The organism is Nostoc sp. LEGE 12447 (genome assembly GCF_015206985.1).
Classification (GTDB): domain Bacteria; phylum Cyanobacteriota; class Cyanobacteriia; order Cyanobacteriales; family Nostocaceae; genus Nostoc.
Map to the genome: position 1 here is coordinate 121,712 of NZ_JADEXT010000019.1, position 14,527 is coordinate 136,238.

General features: G+C 41.5%; 15 protein-coding genes and 1 rRNA gene. 11 read left to right on the top strand and 5 right to left on the bottom strand.

The genetic code is table 11. From position 1 onward, the window contains the following. The first annotated feature begins 136 nt into the window (after positions 1 to 136). A complete protein-coding gene (locus IQ274_RS19910) occupies positions 137 to 541 on the top strand; it encodes a response regulator (RefSeq protein ID WP_163933685.1) in 405 nt (134 codons plus the stop codon). A 61-nt stretch (positions 542 to 602) separates the two neighbouring features. Here the strand turns inward: IQ274_RS19910 and IQ274_RS19915 are convergent, their stop codons facing one another. Then, positions 603 to 1,751, bottom strand: a complete 1,149-nt coding sequence (locus IQ274_RS19915; RefSeq protein ID WP_194143204.1) for an alanine--glyoxylate aminotransferase family protein — start codon at positions 1,749 to 1,751, stop codon at positions 603 to 605. A 164-nt stretch (positions 1,752 to 1,915) separates the two neighbouring features. Here IQ274_RS19915 and IQ274_RS19920 point away from each other — a divergent pair, with 164 nt between their 5' ends. From IQ274_RS19920 to IQ274_RS19935, 4 genes are all read left to right on the top strand, one after another. Next, positions 1,916 to 2,326 carry a DUF1499 domain-containing protein gene (locus IQ274_RS19920; RefSeq protein WP_194143215.1) on the top strand — a complete coding sequence of 137 codons (411 nt, stop codon included), beginning with the start codon at positions 1,916 to 1,918 and terminating at the stop codon, positions 2,324 to 2,326. A 333-nt stretch (positions 2,327 to 2,659) separates the two neighbouring features. Continuing rightward, positions 2,660 to 3,328, top strand: coding sequence for a DUF1345 domain-containing protein (locus tag IQ274_RS19925; protein ID WP_194143205.1), 669 nt, complete (start codon positions 2,660 to 2,662; stop codon positions 3,326 to 3,328). Positions 3,329 to 3,442: 114 nt separating this feature from the next. Beyond that, entirely contained in the window at positions 3,443 to 3,688 is a 246-nt protein-coding gene (locus IQ274_RS19930; RefSeq protein ID WP_163933698.1) for a ChaB family protein, read from the top strand. Positions 3,689 to 3,865: 177 nt separating this feature from the next. Next, positions 3,866 to 4,441 carry a GNAT family N-acetyltransferase gene (locus IQ274_RS19935; protein WP_163933701.1) on the top strand — a complete coding sequence of 192 codons (576 nt, stop codon included), beginning with the start codon at positions 3,866 to 3,868 and terminating at the stop codon, positions 4,439 to 4,441. 97 nt (positions 4,442 to 4,538) lie between these two features. Here IQ274_RS19935 and IQ274_RS19940 read toward each other — a convergent pair whose 3' ends face one another. Further along, positions 4,539 to 4,706, bottom strand: a complete 168-nt coding sequence (locus tag IQ274_RS19940; protein WP_167306218.1) for a hypothetical protein — start codon at positions 4,704 to 4,706, stop codon at positions 4,539 to 4,541. Positions 4,707 to 4,867: 161 nt separating this feature from the next. Continuing rightward, complete coding sequence (locus IQ274_RS19945) at positions 4,868 to 7,333, bottom strand: ATP-dependent helicase (protein WP_194143206.1); 2,466 nt, start codon at positions 7,331 to 7,333, stop codon at positions 4,868 to 4,870. A 123-nt stretch (positions 7,334 to 7,456) separates the two neighbouring features. Here IQ274_RS19945 and IQ274_RS19950 point away from each other — a divergent pair, with 123 nt between their 5' ends. Beyond that, positions 7,457 to 8,686 carry an AAA family ATPase gene (locus IQ274_RS19950; RefSeq protein ID WP_194143207.1) on the top strand — a complete coding sequence of 410 codons (1,230 nt, stop codon included), beginning with the start codon at positions 7,457 to 7,459 and terminating at the stop codon, positions 8,684 to 8,686. 53 nt (positions 8,687 to 8,739) lie between these two features. Here IQ274_RS19950 and IQ274_RS19955 read toward each other — a convergent pair whose 3' ends face one another. Continuing rightward, positions 8,740 to 9,828 (bottom strand): RuBisCO accumulation factor 1, encoded by a 1,089-nt coding sequence (locus IQ274_RS19955; protein ID WP_194143208.1) that lies wholly within the window; start codon positions 9,826 to 9,828, stop codon positions 8,740 to 8,742. A gap of 286 nt (positions 9,829 to 10,114) precedes the next feature. On the opposite strand from IQ274_RS19955, the gene IQ274_RS19960 reads away from it, so the two are divergent. The 4 genes from IQ274_RS19960 to IQ274_RS19975 all read left to right on the top strand — a co-directional run bounded on the left by IQ274_RS19960 (position 10,115) and on the right by IQ274_RS19975 (position 13,706). Next, the gene (locus tag IQ274_RS19960) at positions 10,115 to 10,327 is read left to right on the top strand and encodes a hypothetical protein (protein WP_194143209.1); all 213 of its coding nucleotides are present in this window, start codon (positions 10,115 to 10,117) and stop codon (positions 10,325 to 10,327) included. 111 nt (positions 10,328 to 10,438) lie between these two features. After that, on the top strand, positions 10,439 to 11,395 hold the full coding sequence (locus tag IQ274_RS19965; protein ID WP_194143210.1) for a response regulator: 957 nt from the start codon (positions 10,439 to 10,441) through the stop codon (positions 11,393 to 11,395). 111 nt (positions 11,396 to 11,506) lie between these two features. Then, a complete protein-coding gene (ubiE, locus tag IQ274_RS19970; protein WP_163938696.1) occupies positions 11,507 to 12,199 on the top strand; it encodes a bifunctional demethylmenaquinone methyltransferase/2-methoxy-6-polyprenyl-1,4-benzoquinol methylase UbiE in 693 nt (230 codons plus the stop codon). Positions 12,200 to 12,470: 271 nt separating this feature from the next. Beyond that, the gene (locus IQ274_RS19975; RefSeq protein ID WP_163938693.1) at positions 12,471 to 13,706 is read left to right on the top strand and encodes a DUF445 family protein; all 1,236 of its coding nucleotides are present in this window, start codon (positions 12,471 to 12,473) and stop codon (positions 13,704 to 13,706) included. 195 nt (positions 13,707 to 13,901) lie between these two features. On the opposite strand, the gene IQ274_RS37755 is transcribed toward IQ274_RS19975, so the two are convergent. Further along, positions 13,902 to 14,081 (bottom strand): hypothetical protein, encoded by a 180-nt coding sequence (locus IQ274_RS37755; RefSeq protein WP_322745257.1) that lies wholly within the window; start codon positions 14,079 to 14,081, stop codon positions 13,902 to 13,904. 320 nt (positions 14,082 to 14,401) lie between these two features. On the opposite strand from IQ274_RS37755, the gene IQ274_RS19985 reads away from it, so the two are divergent. Further along, a 16S ribosomal RNA gene (locus IQ274_RS19985) occupies positions 14,402 to 14,527 on the top strand; the annotation flags it as partial.

Consider the following 14,527-nt stretch of genomic DNA (forward strand, 5'->3'; position numbering starts at 1 on the left):
CAATTCGTAATTACAAATTACGAATGATTAATTACTTTAGGGATAGGTATCTGACTTTTCAAGCCATGTAGGAAAGGCCATAAAGACATTTTCAAAATGGGGATTTAGACCCTTAATCTACGATAAAATTTCATTTATGGAACCTTCTGGAACTCTTGCTGGTTTAGATATTCTGGTAATTGAGGATGATAATGATACTCGCTTTTTCATCACTACTGTGTTGGAAATGGATGGAGCAAAAGTTATACCAGTAATATCGGCGGATGCGGCACACAAGGTATTATCCGAATTACAGCCCGATGTTTTAATTTCTGATATTGGGTTGCCTGGAGAGGATGGCTATACTTTCATCCGCAAATTCCGTGCGCTCAAATCAAACAATTGTGGACGAGTCCCAGCAATTGCTTTAACAGCTTATGCTGATCCTGAGGCTCGTATCCGTGCCTTGGAAGGTGGCTTTGACACTCATGTATCTAAACCAATTGATCCAGACGAACTAGTTGAGATAGTAGCTAACTTGGTTGCTTCTTGTAATTGGTAATGATTGTAGTGCCCGATCAAGTGCGTTAAGCTACTGTTAACGCACTATTTTCAAGCGAAAACTACTTAGGTAAAACCTGCCGCAATGCTGCTAAAAGTTGGTCAACACTTTCCTTTCGACTATTAAAGCCCATCAATCCCACGCGCCAGACAAGACCTGCTAGTTCGCCAAGACCACCGCCAATTTCAATATTATGTTCATTGAGTAACTGCCGTGCGATCGCTTTCCCATCTACTCCTGCTGGAATGCGGACAGTGGTAAGCGTTGGTAGTCTATACTCCTGCTCAACGTGCATACTCAGTCCCAAATTCTCTAAGCCTTCCCAGAGATACTCTACGTTTTTTTGATGCCTCTGCCACGAGTTTGCTAATCCCTCTTCTGCAAGCAGACGTAGTGCTTCCCGCAATGCATAATATAAATTAATGGGTGCTGTGTGGTGATAGGTGCGTTCAGCTCCCCAATACTTACCTAGTAACAACATATCCAAATACCAGTTTGCAACCTTAGTTTGGCGCTGTTGCAATTTCTCAACTGCACGCGCACTCATTGTAAAAGGCGAAGCACCAGGCGGACAACCCAACCCTTTTTGGCTACAACTATAAGCTAAGTCAACTCCCCAGGCATCCAAAAACAACGGAACGCCACCCAAACTTGTCACAGTATCCACCAGCAGCAAAGTGCCAAATTCATTGCACAAATCAGCAACTCCTTCCAATGGTTGCCGTGCGCCTGTTGAGGTTTCGGCATGAACTAGAGCCAAAATAGTCGGACGATGAGTTTCTAGGGCTGTTTTGAGTTCATCTAGATTGAAGACTTGTCCCCAAGGCTTGGTAATGGTTCGGACATCAGCACCATAACGTCCAGCCATATCTACAAGGCGATTACCAAAATAACCAGCCACACCAATCAAAACTATATCACCAGGTTCTACAGCATTAGCGATCGTTGCTTCCATTGCAGCTGTTCCCGTACCACTGACTGCAATGGTGAGTGGGTTTTCTGTCTGCCATACATAGCGTAGCAATGACTGAATTTCATCCATGAGGGCAAGAAAAGCTGGGTCAAGATGCCCAACTGGTGAGGTATTCATCGCTTGGAGAACTGTGGGATGGGCATTGGATGGCCCAGGCCCTAACAGTAGGCGGGATGGGATTTCTAGCGGTGTGAGTTGCAAACGCCCGGAGTCGTTGATTGAAATTGTTTGCGTCATAATCTGTCTTCGCCTAGACGATACTTACCGGATCATAGAGCGAACGCATCACTGATGTTTTAGGGAATCTGTCATTTGCCAGAAGATGGAATTGCCGCAAAGCATTACAGTGGTTCAAGTAAATGTGTGAGAGTATAGTTATTTACTTACCTGGAGACGTAATTATGGTTTTTGCTGGCAAACGACCGAATAATTTGGGTGTTAGCAACGGTAAATTAGCATCCTGCCCTAACTCTCCTAACTGTGTTTCCAGTCAGAGTGCAGATGCAGTCCACAAAATTGCACCATTGACTTTTACATCTAGCCCACAAGAAGCGATGCCTGCGGCGGGCTTCGCCTACGCTAATCTTAAAGAGATTATTCAGTCCTTACCAAGAACTAAAATCATTACCGAAAGCCAAGATTATTTATATGCAGAATTTAAAAGTGCTTTACTGGGATTTGTGGATGATGTAGAGTTTTATCTAGACCGAAATGCCAATGCGATCCAAGTGCGTTCCGCTTCACGCTTAGGTCAAAGCGATTTAGGTGTTAATCGTCAACGAATAGAAACGATTAGAGCCAAGTTGAAATAATTCGTAATGGGCTACGCCCCGCTACGCTAACGTAATTAGTTGGATATTATAGTGCTTCTCGAATGGAAGCAATAAATTTTAACCTCTCTTTTAAAAGGCTACGGTGTACACACAAGTTGTAAATAGTAGTCTGTCAAGGAATAATTGAGGAGTACATTCTTTGTAGAGACGGCAGTTTATCGCGTCTCTCTAACGTGTCAGTCTTTCAGACGCGATAAATCGCGTCTCTACATGAGGGCTTTCTGGATCTTACTTGTGTTTACACCCTAGCCTTTTAAGAGAGATTACAAATTAATTAAATCTAACTGGATAACATCTGCGATCGCAATATTTGTGAAACTTAACTTATTTAAAAACTTTGACCCTCGACCCAGACTGATCATTGCTGCCGGAATTGCTGTATTAGTTTCAATAATTCTTCCGTCTTGGCTACACTTACCGACTCGCATTCTCTGCGCTTGGAACTTTGGTGCTGACTTTTTCTTAGCCGTAACTTGGTGGAAAATGATCAAGGCTAGCCCAGAAAAAATTCGCCGTTATGCTGAGAATGAATATGAAGGACATTTAGCTATATTCATGCTGGTGATAGCTGCGGCTTGTGCTAGTGTTTTAGCGATCGGGTTTTTATTAACTGATAAAAAAGGGTTGTCAACAACTCTGCTTACCCTACATGTCATACTTTCAATTATGACCATTGTCGGTTCCTGGCTATTAGTGCATACAATGTTTGCAGTGCAATATGCACATAGTTATTACAAATATATTAATCGTAATCATAGTGAAGAAATTACCGCAGGTTTAGATTTTCCTAATAACGACTCTCCAGACTATTGGGAATTTTTATATTATTCATTTGTAATTGGCATGACAAGTCAAGTTTCAGATGTGCAGACGACATCAAGCGATATGAGACGCTTGACTCTGTTGCATAGCATATTATCGTTCTTTTTCAATACCACCATCTTAGCCATGAGTATTAATATCATTGCATCGCTGATTTAAAATTGCCTGACTCAGCCAAAAGTATGATTATTTACTTCTATTCTTCTAGAAAGAGGAAATTATACTGCCAGTTTTTTAGGATGAACTTAAGTTGAAATAATTGGAGATAACTTTATGGCTGATAAAACAATAAATGAATTGCCCAATGAAGTTAGAGAGCAGTTACCTGAACATGCACAGCAGATTTTTCTAGCTGCATTTAATGCTGCTCAAAGTAATGGTTTTAGTGAAGAGGGTGCGCGTGAAATTGCTTGGAATAGTGTGAAGAATGAATACGAACCAGGCAGCGATGGTAAATGGCAGAGAAAGGCTGAAGACACTGCTATACATAATAAAGCTGTTACATCTGGTGGCAATTGAGTAAATTTAAGTTCGGCATCTGTATTTTTTGTTAGAGCTAAGACAAAAAATTAAAGGGAATTTCATTCTGACGAAGTGGACATGGAATTCCCTTTTTTTTCATAATTTTTGCAAGATAATAGAGATTTTTAACAACCTATATTTATTTAAATACTCGTTAGAAAATATATATAGAATATGCTAATTCAACAAGACGAAATAGCTATTCGTCTAATGCAAGATGAAATTTATGATTATGAGCTGCTCGCAAAATGGTTAACTGATGCACAAGTTTTGCAATTTTATGAAGGAAGAGATAATCCTTTTCCTTTAGAAAGAATTATAGAAACGTACAAACCTATGATCGAGGGAAAAGATCCGGTTGTTCCGTGTGTGTTCTACTATCAAAATATTCCCATTGGTTATTTGCAGTATTGTGCGCTCAATGACTTATCCCAAACTGATAGGCAATTGTATCATCTTGAACAAACTGATTATGTCTACGGAATTGACTTGTTCATAGGCGAAACCGACTATTGGAACAAGGGAATTGGTACAAAAATCCTGTCAGCATTTATCACCTATCTTTTTGAACATCTGCAAGCTCATAAAATTGTCATAGACCCGCATGTTGACAATCCTCGCGCCATTCGCTGCTATGAAAAATGTGGCTTTGTGAAATTAAAGCTTTTGCCAGCCCATGAACTGCATGAAGGGAAATATTCAGATTGTTGGCTTATGGCGATAGACCGAAAAAATCCGTTGCCCCCTTAATTTACAATGGTTTCTTAGTTAATGCCCGATCAAATACTGGGAGTTGCACAAAAGTCAATAGGATAACCGTAATTTGGTATAAAGGTATGTCAATAAATTAACTCGCGTGTTCCCAATCACTGAGTAATTCATGCTGTTGTGCTGTTTTCTTGGATTGGCGGAATGGTACTTTAGGGCTACCAATATTCACACCAGGAAAGGACTGTTTTTTAGTTTTGGTGGGTCTATTTTCTATTGTGGTGGAACTGATTTGTTGGGTTTTCATTGATAAATATATTTCCGATTAAAAGCTGAACACCAATGTATAACACCAATTTTCAAATGGCAAATTCCACAAGAGATAATTTATTTTATACAGATATTTTGGGATGGTGCGATCGCTAGTAACTGTAAATTCCTGCAATTTCTGAAAACTTTTGATCGTCCTTATTTAGCCATTACCGCTAAATTCACCACACATTCAGGAAATTGGCGCTTTAATGCTGGAAATACTGGGCAAGGTGCTTGTTCTTGTAAATTATCTGGTTTACTCCAAGTAAAGGGGGCATTCTGTGCTGCTGACATCCATACCAGACGCTTGGCCCGTGTCATCGCAACGTAGAGTAAACGGTACTCCTCAGATATTTTCAAGTGCTTTGCTTGTTCCCATGCTTGCGTAACATCTGGTATGGTAGATTCTCCGTGGAGAGCAGCCCGAATTTGGGCGCGGGCTACTTCTGATAAGGTAAAATCACCTAAAAACTGGCTTTGGGGAGGAACCCAAAATCTCCCAGGAATCAAGTTTTCGTGGAGAAAGGGAAGAAATACATAGTCCCAATCTAGCCCTTTGGCTTTGTGCATGGTAATAATGGTCAGTTGACCGCGACGAGTGTAACGTTCTTCCGAATCTTCGGTTTCCACTGGTTCAAACCGTTCGGAACTAACGATTTCACTTAAAGCTGACAGCATTCCTCCCATTGAACTATTGCCAGCTATCTGTTGATTTACCCGTTCTGCAAGTTTGTCAGCAGTTGCTAATTCTGCCTGGTCATAATTTAAAGTCAAGGCAAGAAAGGAAATTAGCTGGTACAGGGGCAATTCCAAGCGGGCGCGAAGTAAATTGCGACATAAGCGTGCAGCCTTTTGGACTGTTTCTGCTTGGGGTGCTGCTAGAGGGCCAGGATACAAAAATTCTTCTGGTAGACTTGCAAGGGCGTTGAGGTCTTGAGTAGGAATTAACTGGCGCTGTACTAATGCTTCTAAGGCGGCTTTCAGGTAATCGGGGGAGTGGGGGCGATCGCAAAATTGCAGTAATGCTAAAATCTCTTGGGGAACATGGGAACGGCGATCGCGTTCTCCCACATCGTACAGTGTAATATTATGCTCTTTGCATACAGGTGCTAGAGCCTCTGATAACCATCTTCCCTGGCGATTTTCTCGGACTAAAATCGCTGCACTATTTTGTGTTGGGTCTTCACCAAATAACTCAATTACTCTTTGAGATAACAATTCAACGGTGTGATGAATGTCACGCGGTGTATAAAGTTCTAATCCCCGTCCTATGGGTGCTGGGTTGGCGTTCTTTTGTGGATCGCCTGTTTCAACAGGGCGAATTGTCTGCAAGCGAAATGGTACTTGTCGGTTGTCAGGAATCTGTTGTCCGTTATTCGTTTTTGCTAAGGATTGATTATTGATCCATTTGAGGGCAAAGTTAGCAGCTTCAATGATAATTCTAGTACTGCGACCAGCTTGATCCATCGTTGCCAATCGTTCGATGCGATCGCACTCTTCGCAAAAGTGTCGGAAATAAATCGGATCGGCTGGGGTAAAGGTAGAGTTAATTGCTTGGTTGGGATCGCCAACTCGGACTAAATTGAGTGGGGAGTGGGGAGTGGGGAGTGGGGAGTGAGGAGTTATTATTCTCTCCCTGCCCCCTACCCCCTGCCCCCTGCCTCCTGCCTCATCTCCCCCATCACGTGCCAAAATTTCTAACAGCTGCGTCTGTAGGGGGCTAGAATCTTGGGCTTCGTCTTCAAAAACCGCGAAAACTTGGTTTTGCTCAATGCGACGGGCGCTGTCGTTTTCTAAAACGCGCAGTGCGGCTAAAATCATATCGTCGTAATCGATAAAGTCACGCGATCGCATTAAGTTTTGATATTGCTCATACAATCCCGCAGCTACGCTCAAAATTGTATATTCGTCTGTGGTTTGTCTACTCCACTCCCGCAGTTTTTCTGGCGATATCCCCGAACTTTTTGCTTCATGAATTACCGTATTCGCCAATTCCGGTAAGACTTCTGTTCGTAGCACCGATTGACGACGCAACCTTTCTGTCTCTTCTCCGTCAAATTGATGACCTTCTAATAACCGCAAATATATTCCGGGATTATTTACAATCCATTGCTCTACAGCTGTGCGGATAAAGCGATGACTTTGAGTTGGTGTAATCAATGTGACATTTTCTAACTGCAAACCGGATAAATCCGAATGGCGGCTAGCAATATTTAACGCTAAACCATGTAGAGTATAGACAAAAAATCCCGTCTGGGGTAGAGATAAATCATCTCGTAAGAATTTGCGGATCTTTGCTTTAATATTGGCAGCAGCAGAACGAGTAAAGGTGACGACTACCAGATGACGACGCGAGGATGGGCGCGATTGGGCATAACGTTCATATTGACGCGCGATCGCGATCGCGGCCGCCGCCGCCATCCCAGTAGATTTGCCTGCGCCAGGAACGGCAGAAATAGCCAAAGGGCCAGATCCCCAGTCAGCCATTTGTTGTTGTCCGGGGCGTAAACTGTTGCGGATTGCGAGAATCTTCTCCCCCAGATTAGGAACAGGCGATCGCTCAGACAATTCTGAGTGGAGGGATTCTTGAGCCACAGGAGTAGTAAATTTAGAGTCTGACATATCAAATTTTATATTTGGAAGAATAATTCTTTAAGCAAGAATTCACAATTCAGCCATCTTAATGTTAGATTAGCTTAATTTGATATCTTTCTAAGCTCTAACTAACCAGAAAAATAAATAAATATGAAAATTCAAAAAATAATTACACAAGGTCTTAGCTTATCTAATAATGCTATTTCCTATCATGTTAGTCAGGAGATAGCAGCTATTTATCCTAAAAAAGCATTGCTGGAAAGTAATGATAGTTCTTTCAATTTAGAAAAATACGCTGAGGCAAATCTCTGCAAAATTAAATATGATAATCATATCCATAACCAGATGCTTACTGGTTGGAATGGCATGGATAACGAGATTTATAAATATAATGAAAATGCCAGATTTCAAGTTTCATGGCAAGGAAATAAACTTGATGTCGTCTTAATGAGTTGGAATGAAGGTTATTGTAAAACTCGCTATTCTTGGATTTTGGCAGATACTTCAGAAGTAGCTGAAAAGTTTTTCGCCGCAGTTTGTGAGTGGAACTCAGAAATTCGTGATGAACTGTTAGTTTTTGAAGATGGTTACTGGGATAAAAATCCCGAACTCTTTCAATCTATTCAAAGCTCAACTTTTGAGAATCTAGTTTTGCATAAAACTCTTAAACAAGATATTCAAGATGATTTGATAAACTTCTTTGCCTCCCGTGAGACTTACGCAAATTACAGTGTTCCTTGGAAACGTGGTATTTTATTTATTGGCTCACCAGGAAATGGAAAAACGCATACAGTTAAAGCGTTGATTAACCAAATGCAGCAGCCTTGCTTATACGTTAAAAGCTTTAAATCTGAATATGCTACTGATAGCGACAATATCCGTAAAGTATTCAAACAAGCACGGCAGTCTGCCCCGTGTGTTTTGGTATTAGAAGATATTGATTCTCTATTAAATGATGAAAACCGCTCTTTCTTTTTAAATGAACTTGATGGCTTTGCCTCTAATCAAGGAATTGTGACTATTGCAACCACTAATCATCCAGAACGTTTAGATTCAGCAATTAGCGATCGCCCCAGCCGCTTTGATCGGAAATATCATTTTGATCTGCCAGCGTTTCCCGAACGAGAAACCTACATTACATTGTGGAATGATAAATTAAACAGTGAAATGGGATTATCTGAAGAGGTTGTAAGTCAGATGGCTGCATTGACAGAAGGCTTTTCTTTTGCCTACCTCAAAGAATTATTTCTCTCGTCAATGATTAGTTGGATGGGAGCAATGGAAACTGGGGCGCTAGAGAAAATTATGATTTCTCAAGTCGCAATTTTGCGAGAACAAATGAGTAGTACAATTGTTAATGGCAAAGATTTAGAAAAGTAAAAGGAAAGTTTATCAGAACAGAATTCAGAATTCTGTTCTAAATTATTCTTCAATTATTCATCAATCTGCCAGGAATCCTTAGTTAATTCTTCATCCAGAATTTTCTTAGGACGCACAATGATAATAATTTGTCCTAATAAAGGAATTTCTGGCTCAGTTTCAAACCACTGAAAATCTAATTCACCACCATTTTCAACAACAAAATAGCTAGAGGCATCCCATTCTCGTTTGGCACGATCTATCACAACTACAACGGGCCCGACTTGGCTTTGGGTTTGGATGGGAAAGCGATCGCTATTCGCTAAAATCACTACTGGATCTTCTGCCGCCAATAGCACTTGCCAACCTGGTAATGGAACCCAAGCTTGCTCTCCAGAAAACTTAACCAGACGAAATGGTTCAATTTCTGTCAATATCGGCACAGCTTGCAAGTCTTGGCGCGACAATGGCAATTCGCCTACCACGGGCAAAATTCGGGGTAATTGTTCTTCAAATTCCAGGCGGTAAAAGGGTAAAATTGGCGCTGGACGCTGGGGAACGGTAGTAAAATCAGTCAGTAGCTGTTCGATTTTTTGCCTTGCACCTGGCGTGTGAGCAAAACGCAAACCTTTGGCGATCAGGCGCGATCGCTGTTGTAAATCTGCATTTTGGCGTGCCAGTTTCCAAACTTGATGAGCAACAGCATCTCCAGGATGAGCAGAAAACCCTTCTGGTAAAGTGCGGTAATAAGAGAACTCTTTAAGTGCTTTTGCTATATCCCGTGCCTCATCAGCATCAACATTGTGGAAGAAGATCAGTTCGGCGGCTGCGGCGCGTTCTTCTTGGGTGAGCAAACGGAGTTCGTATAAAACATCACTGCCGCGTGTGGCATAGTGCGATCGCGTTTCTTCCGATACTCCAGAGTTTTCCAAAGAATTGTAAACTTGAGAACCAACAACTACCTGATTTTGTTGAATTGGCTCAAATCCAGTCGCCTCAAAAATTTCTTGGGGGTTGTAACCGGTTTTTAGCAACGAGGCGATCGCCGTTCCCCATTCCACCCAGTTGCCTTGTTTTTGCCTCAGTCTTCGTAGTAACTCTTGTGCTACATCGTTGGTAGCATTTTCTTCGGGATTCTGAGCGTTGGGTGGTAGATCAGTCATAATCGGGATGCGAGCTTCAACTTGAGAGGATGATTAACACCTCATGAGCAAGTCTTATTCTAATCTATAGAATTACCCAGACCTACTGTCTTGAGTTCAGAAAGAGGCAGAGGTTGGAATTTCAACCAATCTAATTCCAAGCCATTCTACAAGTAACACTACGCACATCTGTATGTCTTTAGTGCAAGTTGTATCCAAAGGAGATTTGTGAACCTACCTTAATCTATGCAAAACTTTAGCTGAAACCTAAATTTTGTTCTTAAGGCAATTCATGTAGACGCAAAGCGTGAGCCAGTCCGGTGGAAGGGTTTCCCGGCATCAAGGAACTAGCGGTAGCGTACCCCTGCGGCTATTGCCCCTACCACGTATAGTTTTACATAAGTCCTACTATGATGAAAATCGACATAGTTACGCTGATTTAGTTGGTTCTTTTGGTGCAGTATTTCCTAATTCAGATATTTTGGCAGATAAATTTTCTCTGCATAGCTCACTCTTATAGTTTTAAAATATGCAAAATAGCTCCGTATAAACCCTTGGCAATTTTTAGCTATTCTCAACTAAGCTTGGTATGGAATATAACAAGATAGTGAATATTTAAAGGAAATATCTTATGGATAATCCCAGTGTCGAAATTGATAAAGTCCAATATCAAGTAATGACTCTTGAACGGCCAAAAAAGCTGAAAATCTTGGTAGTTGACGATGAGCCAGATAATCTCGATCTCCTTTATCGCACCTTTCGACGCGACTTTAATGTTCTGAAAGCTGATAGTGGAGTGAACGCCCTACAAGTTTTGGCCGCAGAAGGGGAGGTAGCTGTAATTATCTCCGATCAACGGATGCCAGAAATGAAAGGAACTGAATTTCTGAGCAAAACTGTACCTCAGTTTCCCGATACGGTCAGAATAATTCTCACTGGATTTACTGATATTGAAGACTTGGTAGAGGCAATTAATGCTGGACAAGTCTACAAATATATCACCAAGCCTTGGGACCCAGGAGAACTAAAGGCAGTAGTGCAAAGAGCAGCAGAAACCTACGACTTGCTCAAGCAACGTACAGAAGAATTACGCCGCGCTCATGCTCAAATGGCGCTGTTGAGTGTTTTAGTACAGGTAACTCAAGCAGCTTCTAGTTTAGAGGAAACTCTCGCTCCAATCGCCAAGGCTGTGAGTGAGACTTTTGGGACAGAAGGCTGTATTTTACAACTTACAAATGGAAATACTCTGATTGCGACTCAAGGAACTTACAGCGATACAGGTAAAATAGAGAATTGGCTATCTCTTGACCCATTAACAACGCAAGCGATCGCCACTGGGCAAATGCAAGTTTCTTTAAATGTACCTAAAGACACTAAACTAATTGATGCTACTCACTACCAAAATACTGGTGTGCAAGCACATTTAGTTATCCCAATTAGCTATCATAATGAACTTTTGGGCGTATTATCGCTACAGTGGAAACAACCTTGCACTTTGCGGGAAGATGAATTAATGCTAATTAATTTATCAGCACAACTGGTGGCGATCGCTCTGACTAGCAGTGGATACCATCAAACCATTGTGTAGTTGTCATTTGTCCTACCCTGCGGGAAGCCGCTAGCGCGTCTATGTCATTTGTCTTTTACCCTTGGCAAATGACGAATGACTAATGACCAATGACCAATGAATTATTGACCAATGACTAACGAAGTTCAATCCATCTTTAACCGTATTGCTCCAGTTTATGACCAATTGAACGATTGGTTGAGTTTGGGACAGCATCGAATTTGGAAGGAAATGGCAGTTAAATGGAGTGCGGCTAAATCGGGTGGTACTGCATTAGATTTGTGCTGCGGTAGTGGCGATCTAGCTTTACGTTTGGCAAGGCGCGTGGGAGCTACAGGATATGTATATGGAGTGGACTTTTCCTGCAACCTACTAGAAACTGCTAAAGAACGTTCCCAAAAACAATACCCTCAACCTGCGATCGCCTGGGTAGAAGCAGATGTGCTAAATTTACCCTTTGATGACAACCAATTTGATGCCGCAACAATGGGCTATGGTTTAAGGAATGTTAAAGATATTCCTCGTAGTCTCCAAGAGTTATACCGTGTTTTGAAACCGGGTGCTAAAGCTGCAATTTTGGATTTTCATCGACCGAGCAATCCTCAGTTACGTGCCTTTCAGCAGTTGTATCTGGATAGTTTCGTGGTGCCAGTTGCCAATTATTTAGGGTTAAAAGAAGAATATGCTTACATCAGTCCCAGCTTAGACCGGTTTCCCATAGGCCAAGAGCAAATAGAGTTAGCGCGTCAAGTTGGTTTTGCTCTTGCCACACACTACCCCATTGCGAACGGTATGATGGGAGTGCTGGTAGTCAGCAAATTTTAGATTTTAGATTTGGGATAGCGTGACGTAAAGCCTTCTCTTCTCTTTCAGAGACGCTAATGCGAACGAGAGGCTTTGCCAATGGCATAGATTCGCTTAGAGCGAGTCTGCGAACGTCTTTTGGATTGGGGACTGCGGAATAGGTAATGGCTAATGGAAAATCGTTAGTAGTTAGTAGAAAAACAACTCATAACTAATAATCGCCAATTACCAATCCCCAATCCCTAATTTCTAATCTAGAATTCAAAATCCAAAATCCAAAATCCAAAATCCTGTGGACTGGTCTCATCTTTGGCTTTATGTGTCTCCCCCGGTACTGGGTGGAATTATTGGCTATTTCACAAATGATATAGCCATCAAAATGTTGTTCCGTCCTTACAAAGCAATTTACATTGCTGGACGAAGAGTACCCTTCACGCCTGGCTTGATTCCCCGCAACCAGGAACGTCTAGCGCTGAACATTTCCAAGACCATTATGGGGTCACTGTTGACACCACAAGAATTGCAAAATTTGGCACGGCGTTTGTTACAAACAGAACGCGTGCAAGCAGCAATTCTCTGGTTGTTGCGGTTGGCGATTGAACAAATCAACACAGAAAAAAACGAGAAAAGTGCCAAAATTGTCGCGGGAATTTTGCGGGATTTGCTAGGGGAATCCTTACCTCGCTTACTCAAGGTTTTAGCGCGACGTGAAGACTTTCTGGAAGCGCAAATCAATCAAATTTTTGACCAAATATTGCTGGAATTTCAACTGAGTGAAGAACAAGCTACAAGGCTTGCTGATTGGTTGTTAGAAGTAGTTTTACCACCGGATATGCTGCGCCAAGCGATAGTTGATTTTTTGACCGATCGCACGATTCAAATTATTGATGAAGGGTTCCGTGAAAAAACCAGTGGTACTTATTGGGTTGTAGCAAATTTATTTGGCTTACGCAACACTCTTACACGGCTACGAACTTTTTGCTTAGATGAGAAAGAAGCTACCAACAACCGTTTGCAGGAATTGACTCAAGATTTGCAAATACGCGATCGCATCAGGAAATTCCTGCAAAATTTATCATTACAAAACTTGCCGATGGGTACGGTGCGTCAACTGCGAAAGACCACCCGCGAAAGTGTCCGCCATTACCTCCAAAACAGTGGCAGCGATTTTTTACAAGGATTAACTGATTCTGTTGATTGGGAAAATATTGCTGTAGTGCTACTGAATCGTCTTAGTACTTCATCGGTTCTCAGTACTTCTTTAGAAGTTATGAGTCAAGAGTTGGCTCTAATTTTAGATAAGTATTTGGAAAAAGATTTAGAAGTAATTGTGGCACAGGCAATTCCGATTTTATCCATAGATCAAGTGATAGTTGACCGGGTGAAATCAACTTCACCTGCTGATTTAGAAGCTGCTATCGAGGGAATTGTCAAAAATGAATTGCAAGCCATTGTGACTTTAGGTGGTGTTTTAGGTTTTGTTATTGGCTTATTGCAGACAGTATTTTTAGTATTAAGTCAATATTAATTTTTGTCAGATCATAGCTGCAAGTTGCCCAAATTCTGAAATGAGCGAAATTGAGCGATCGGCTCTTGGCAAGAGATATGAGTTATCAATACCCAAGCAAAGTGCGTAGTAATTGTATAAATTCTCGCTCTATAATTCGTACAACAAGGTAAGTACAGATGGATACTATCGCTGTGTACAGAGCTTTTTCAAAAATCAAACAGTAATTTTAATACTCCAGCAACTATCTATATATAGATTAGATATACCACCTGCCAGATGCACCACCGACATTACTACAACATTAGGTATATCTATATCGTAGGGCTGGGCGATAAGACAACCGCGCTCACCCCAGAAGTGATGCAACAAAGCTATTACGGATTGAAAATTCACGCTTCCCCCATCCTTTAGTTGGCACAGTGCATAAACTATTGTTGCCTAGAAGCAGTGACAGTGGGGAGTTTCAGGGGACAAAGAAACAGTCCAAAAGATTTTTGGAGAAAATAGTTGACACAAAGAGTTGTGTTCGCTATATTGAATAAGTGCCTGAAGCGGAGAGCTTAAAGCGACTCGCGAAAAGGGATACCGAACCTTGAAAATATTATAGTTTGAAAGCAATTATACAGCAAGTGTATTGCGTCAAGAAAATAAAAAGATAACTAAGCTGAAGTTAAAAAAGAGCAGCTAAATTGAGCTAATAAAGCAAACACTTCAAAACGGAGAGTTTGATCCTGGCTCAGGATGAACGCTGGCGGTATGCTTAACACATGCAAGTCGAACGAAATCTTCGGATTTAGTGGCGGACGGGTGAGTAACGCGTGAGAATCTGGCTCTAGGTC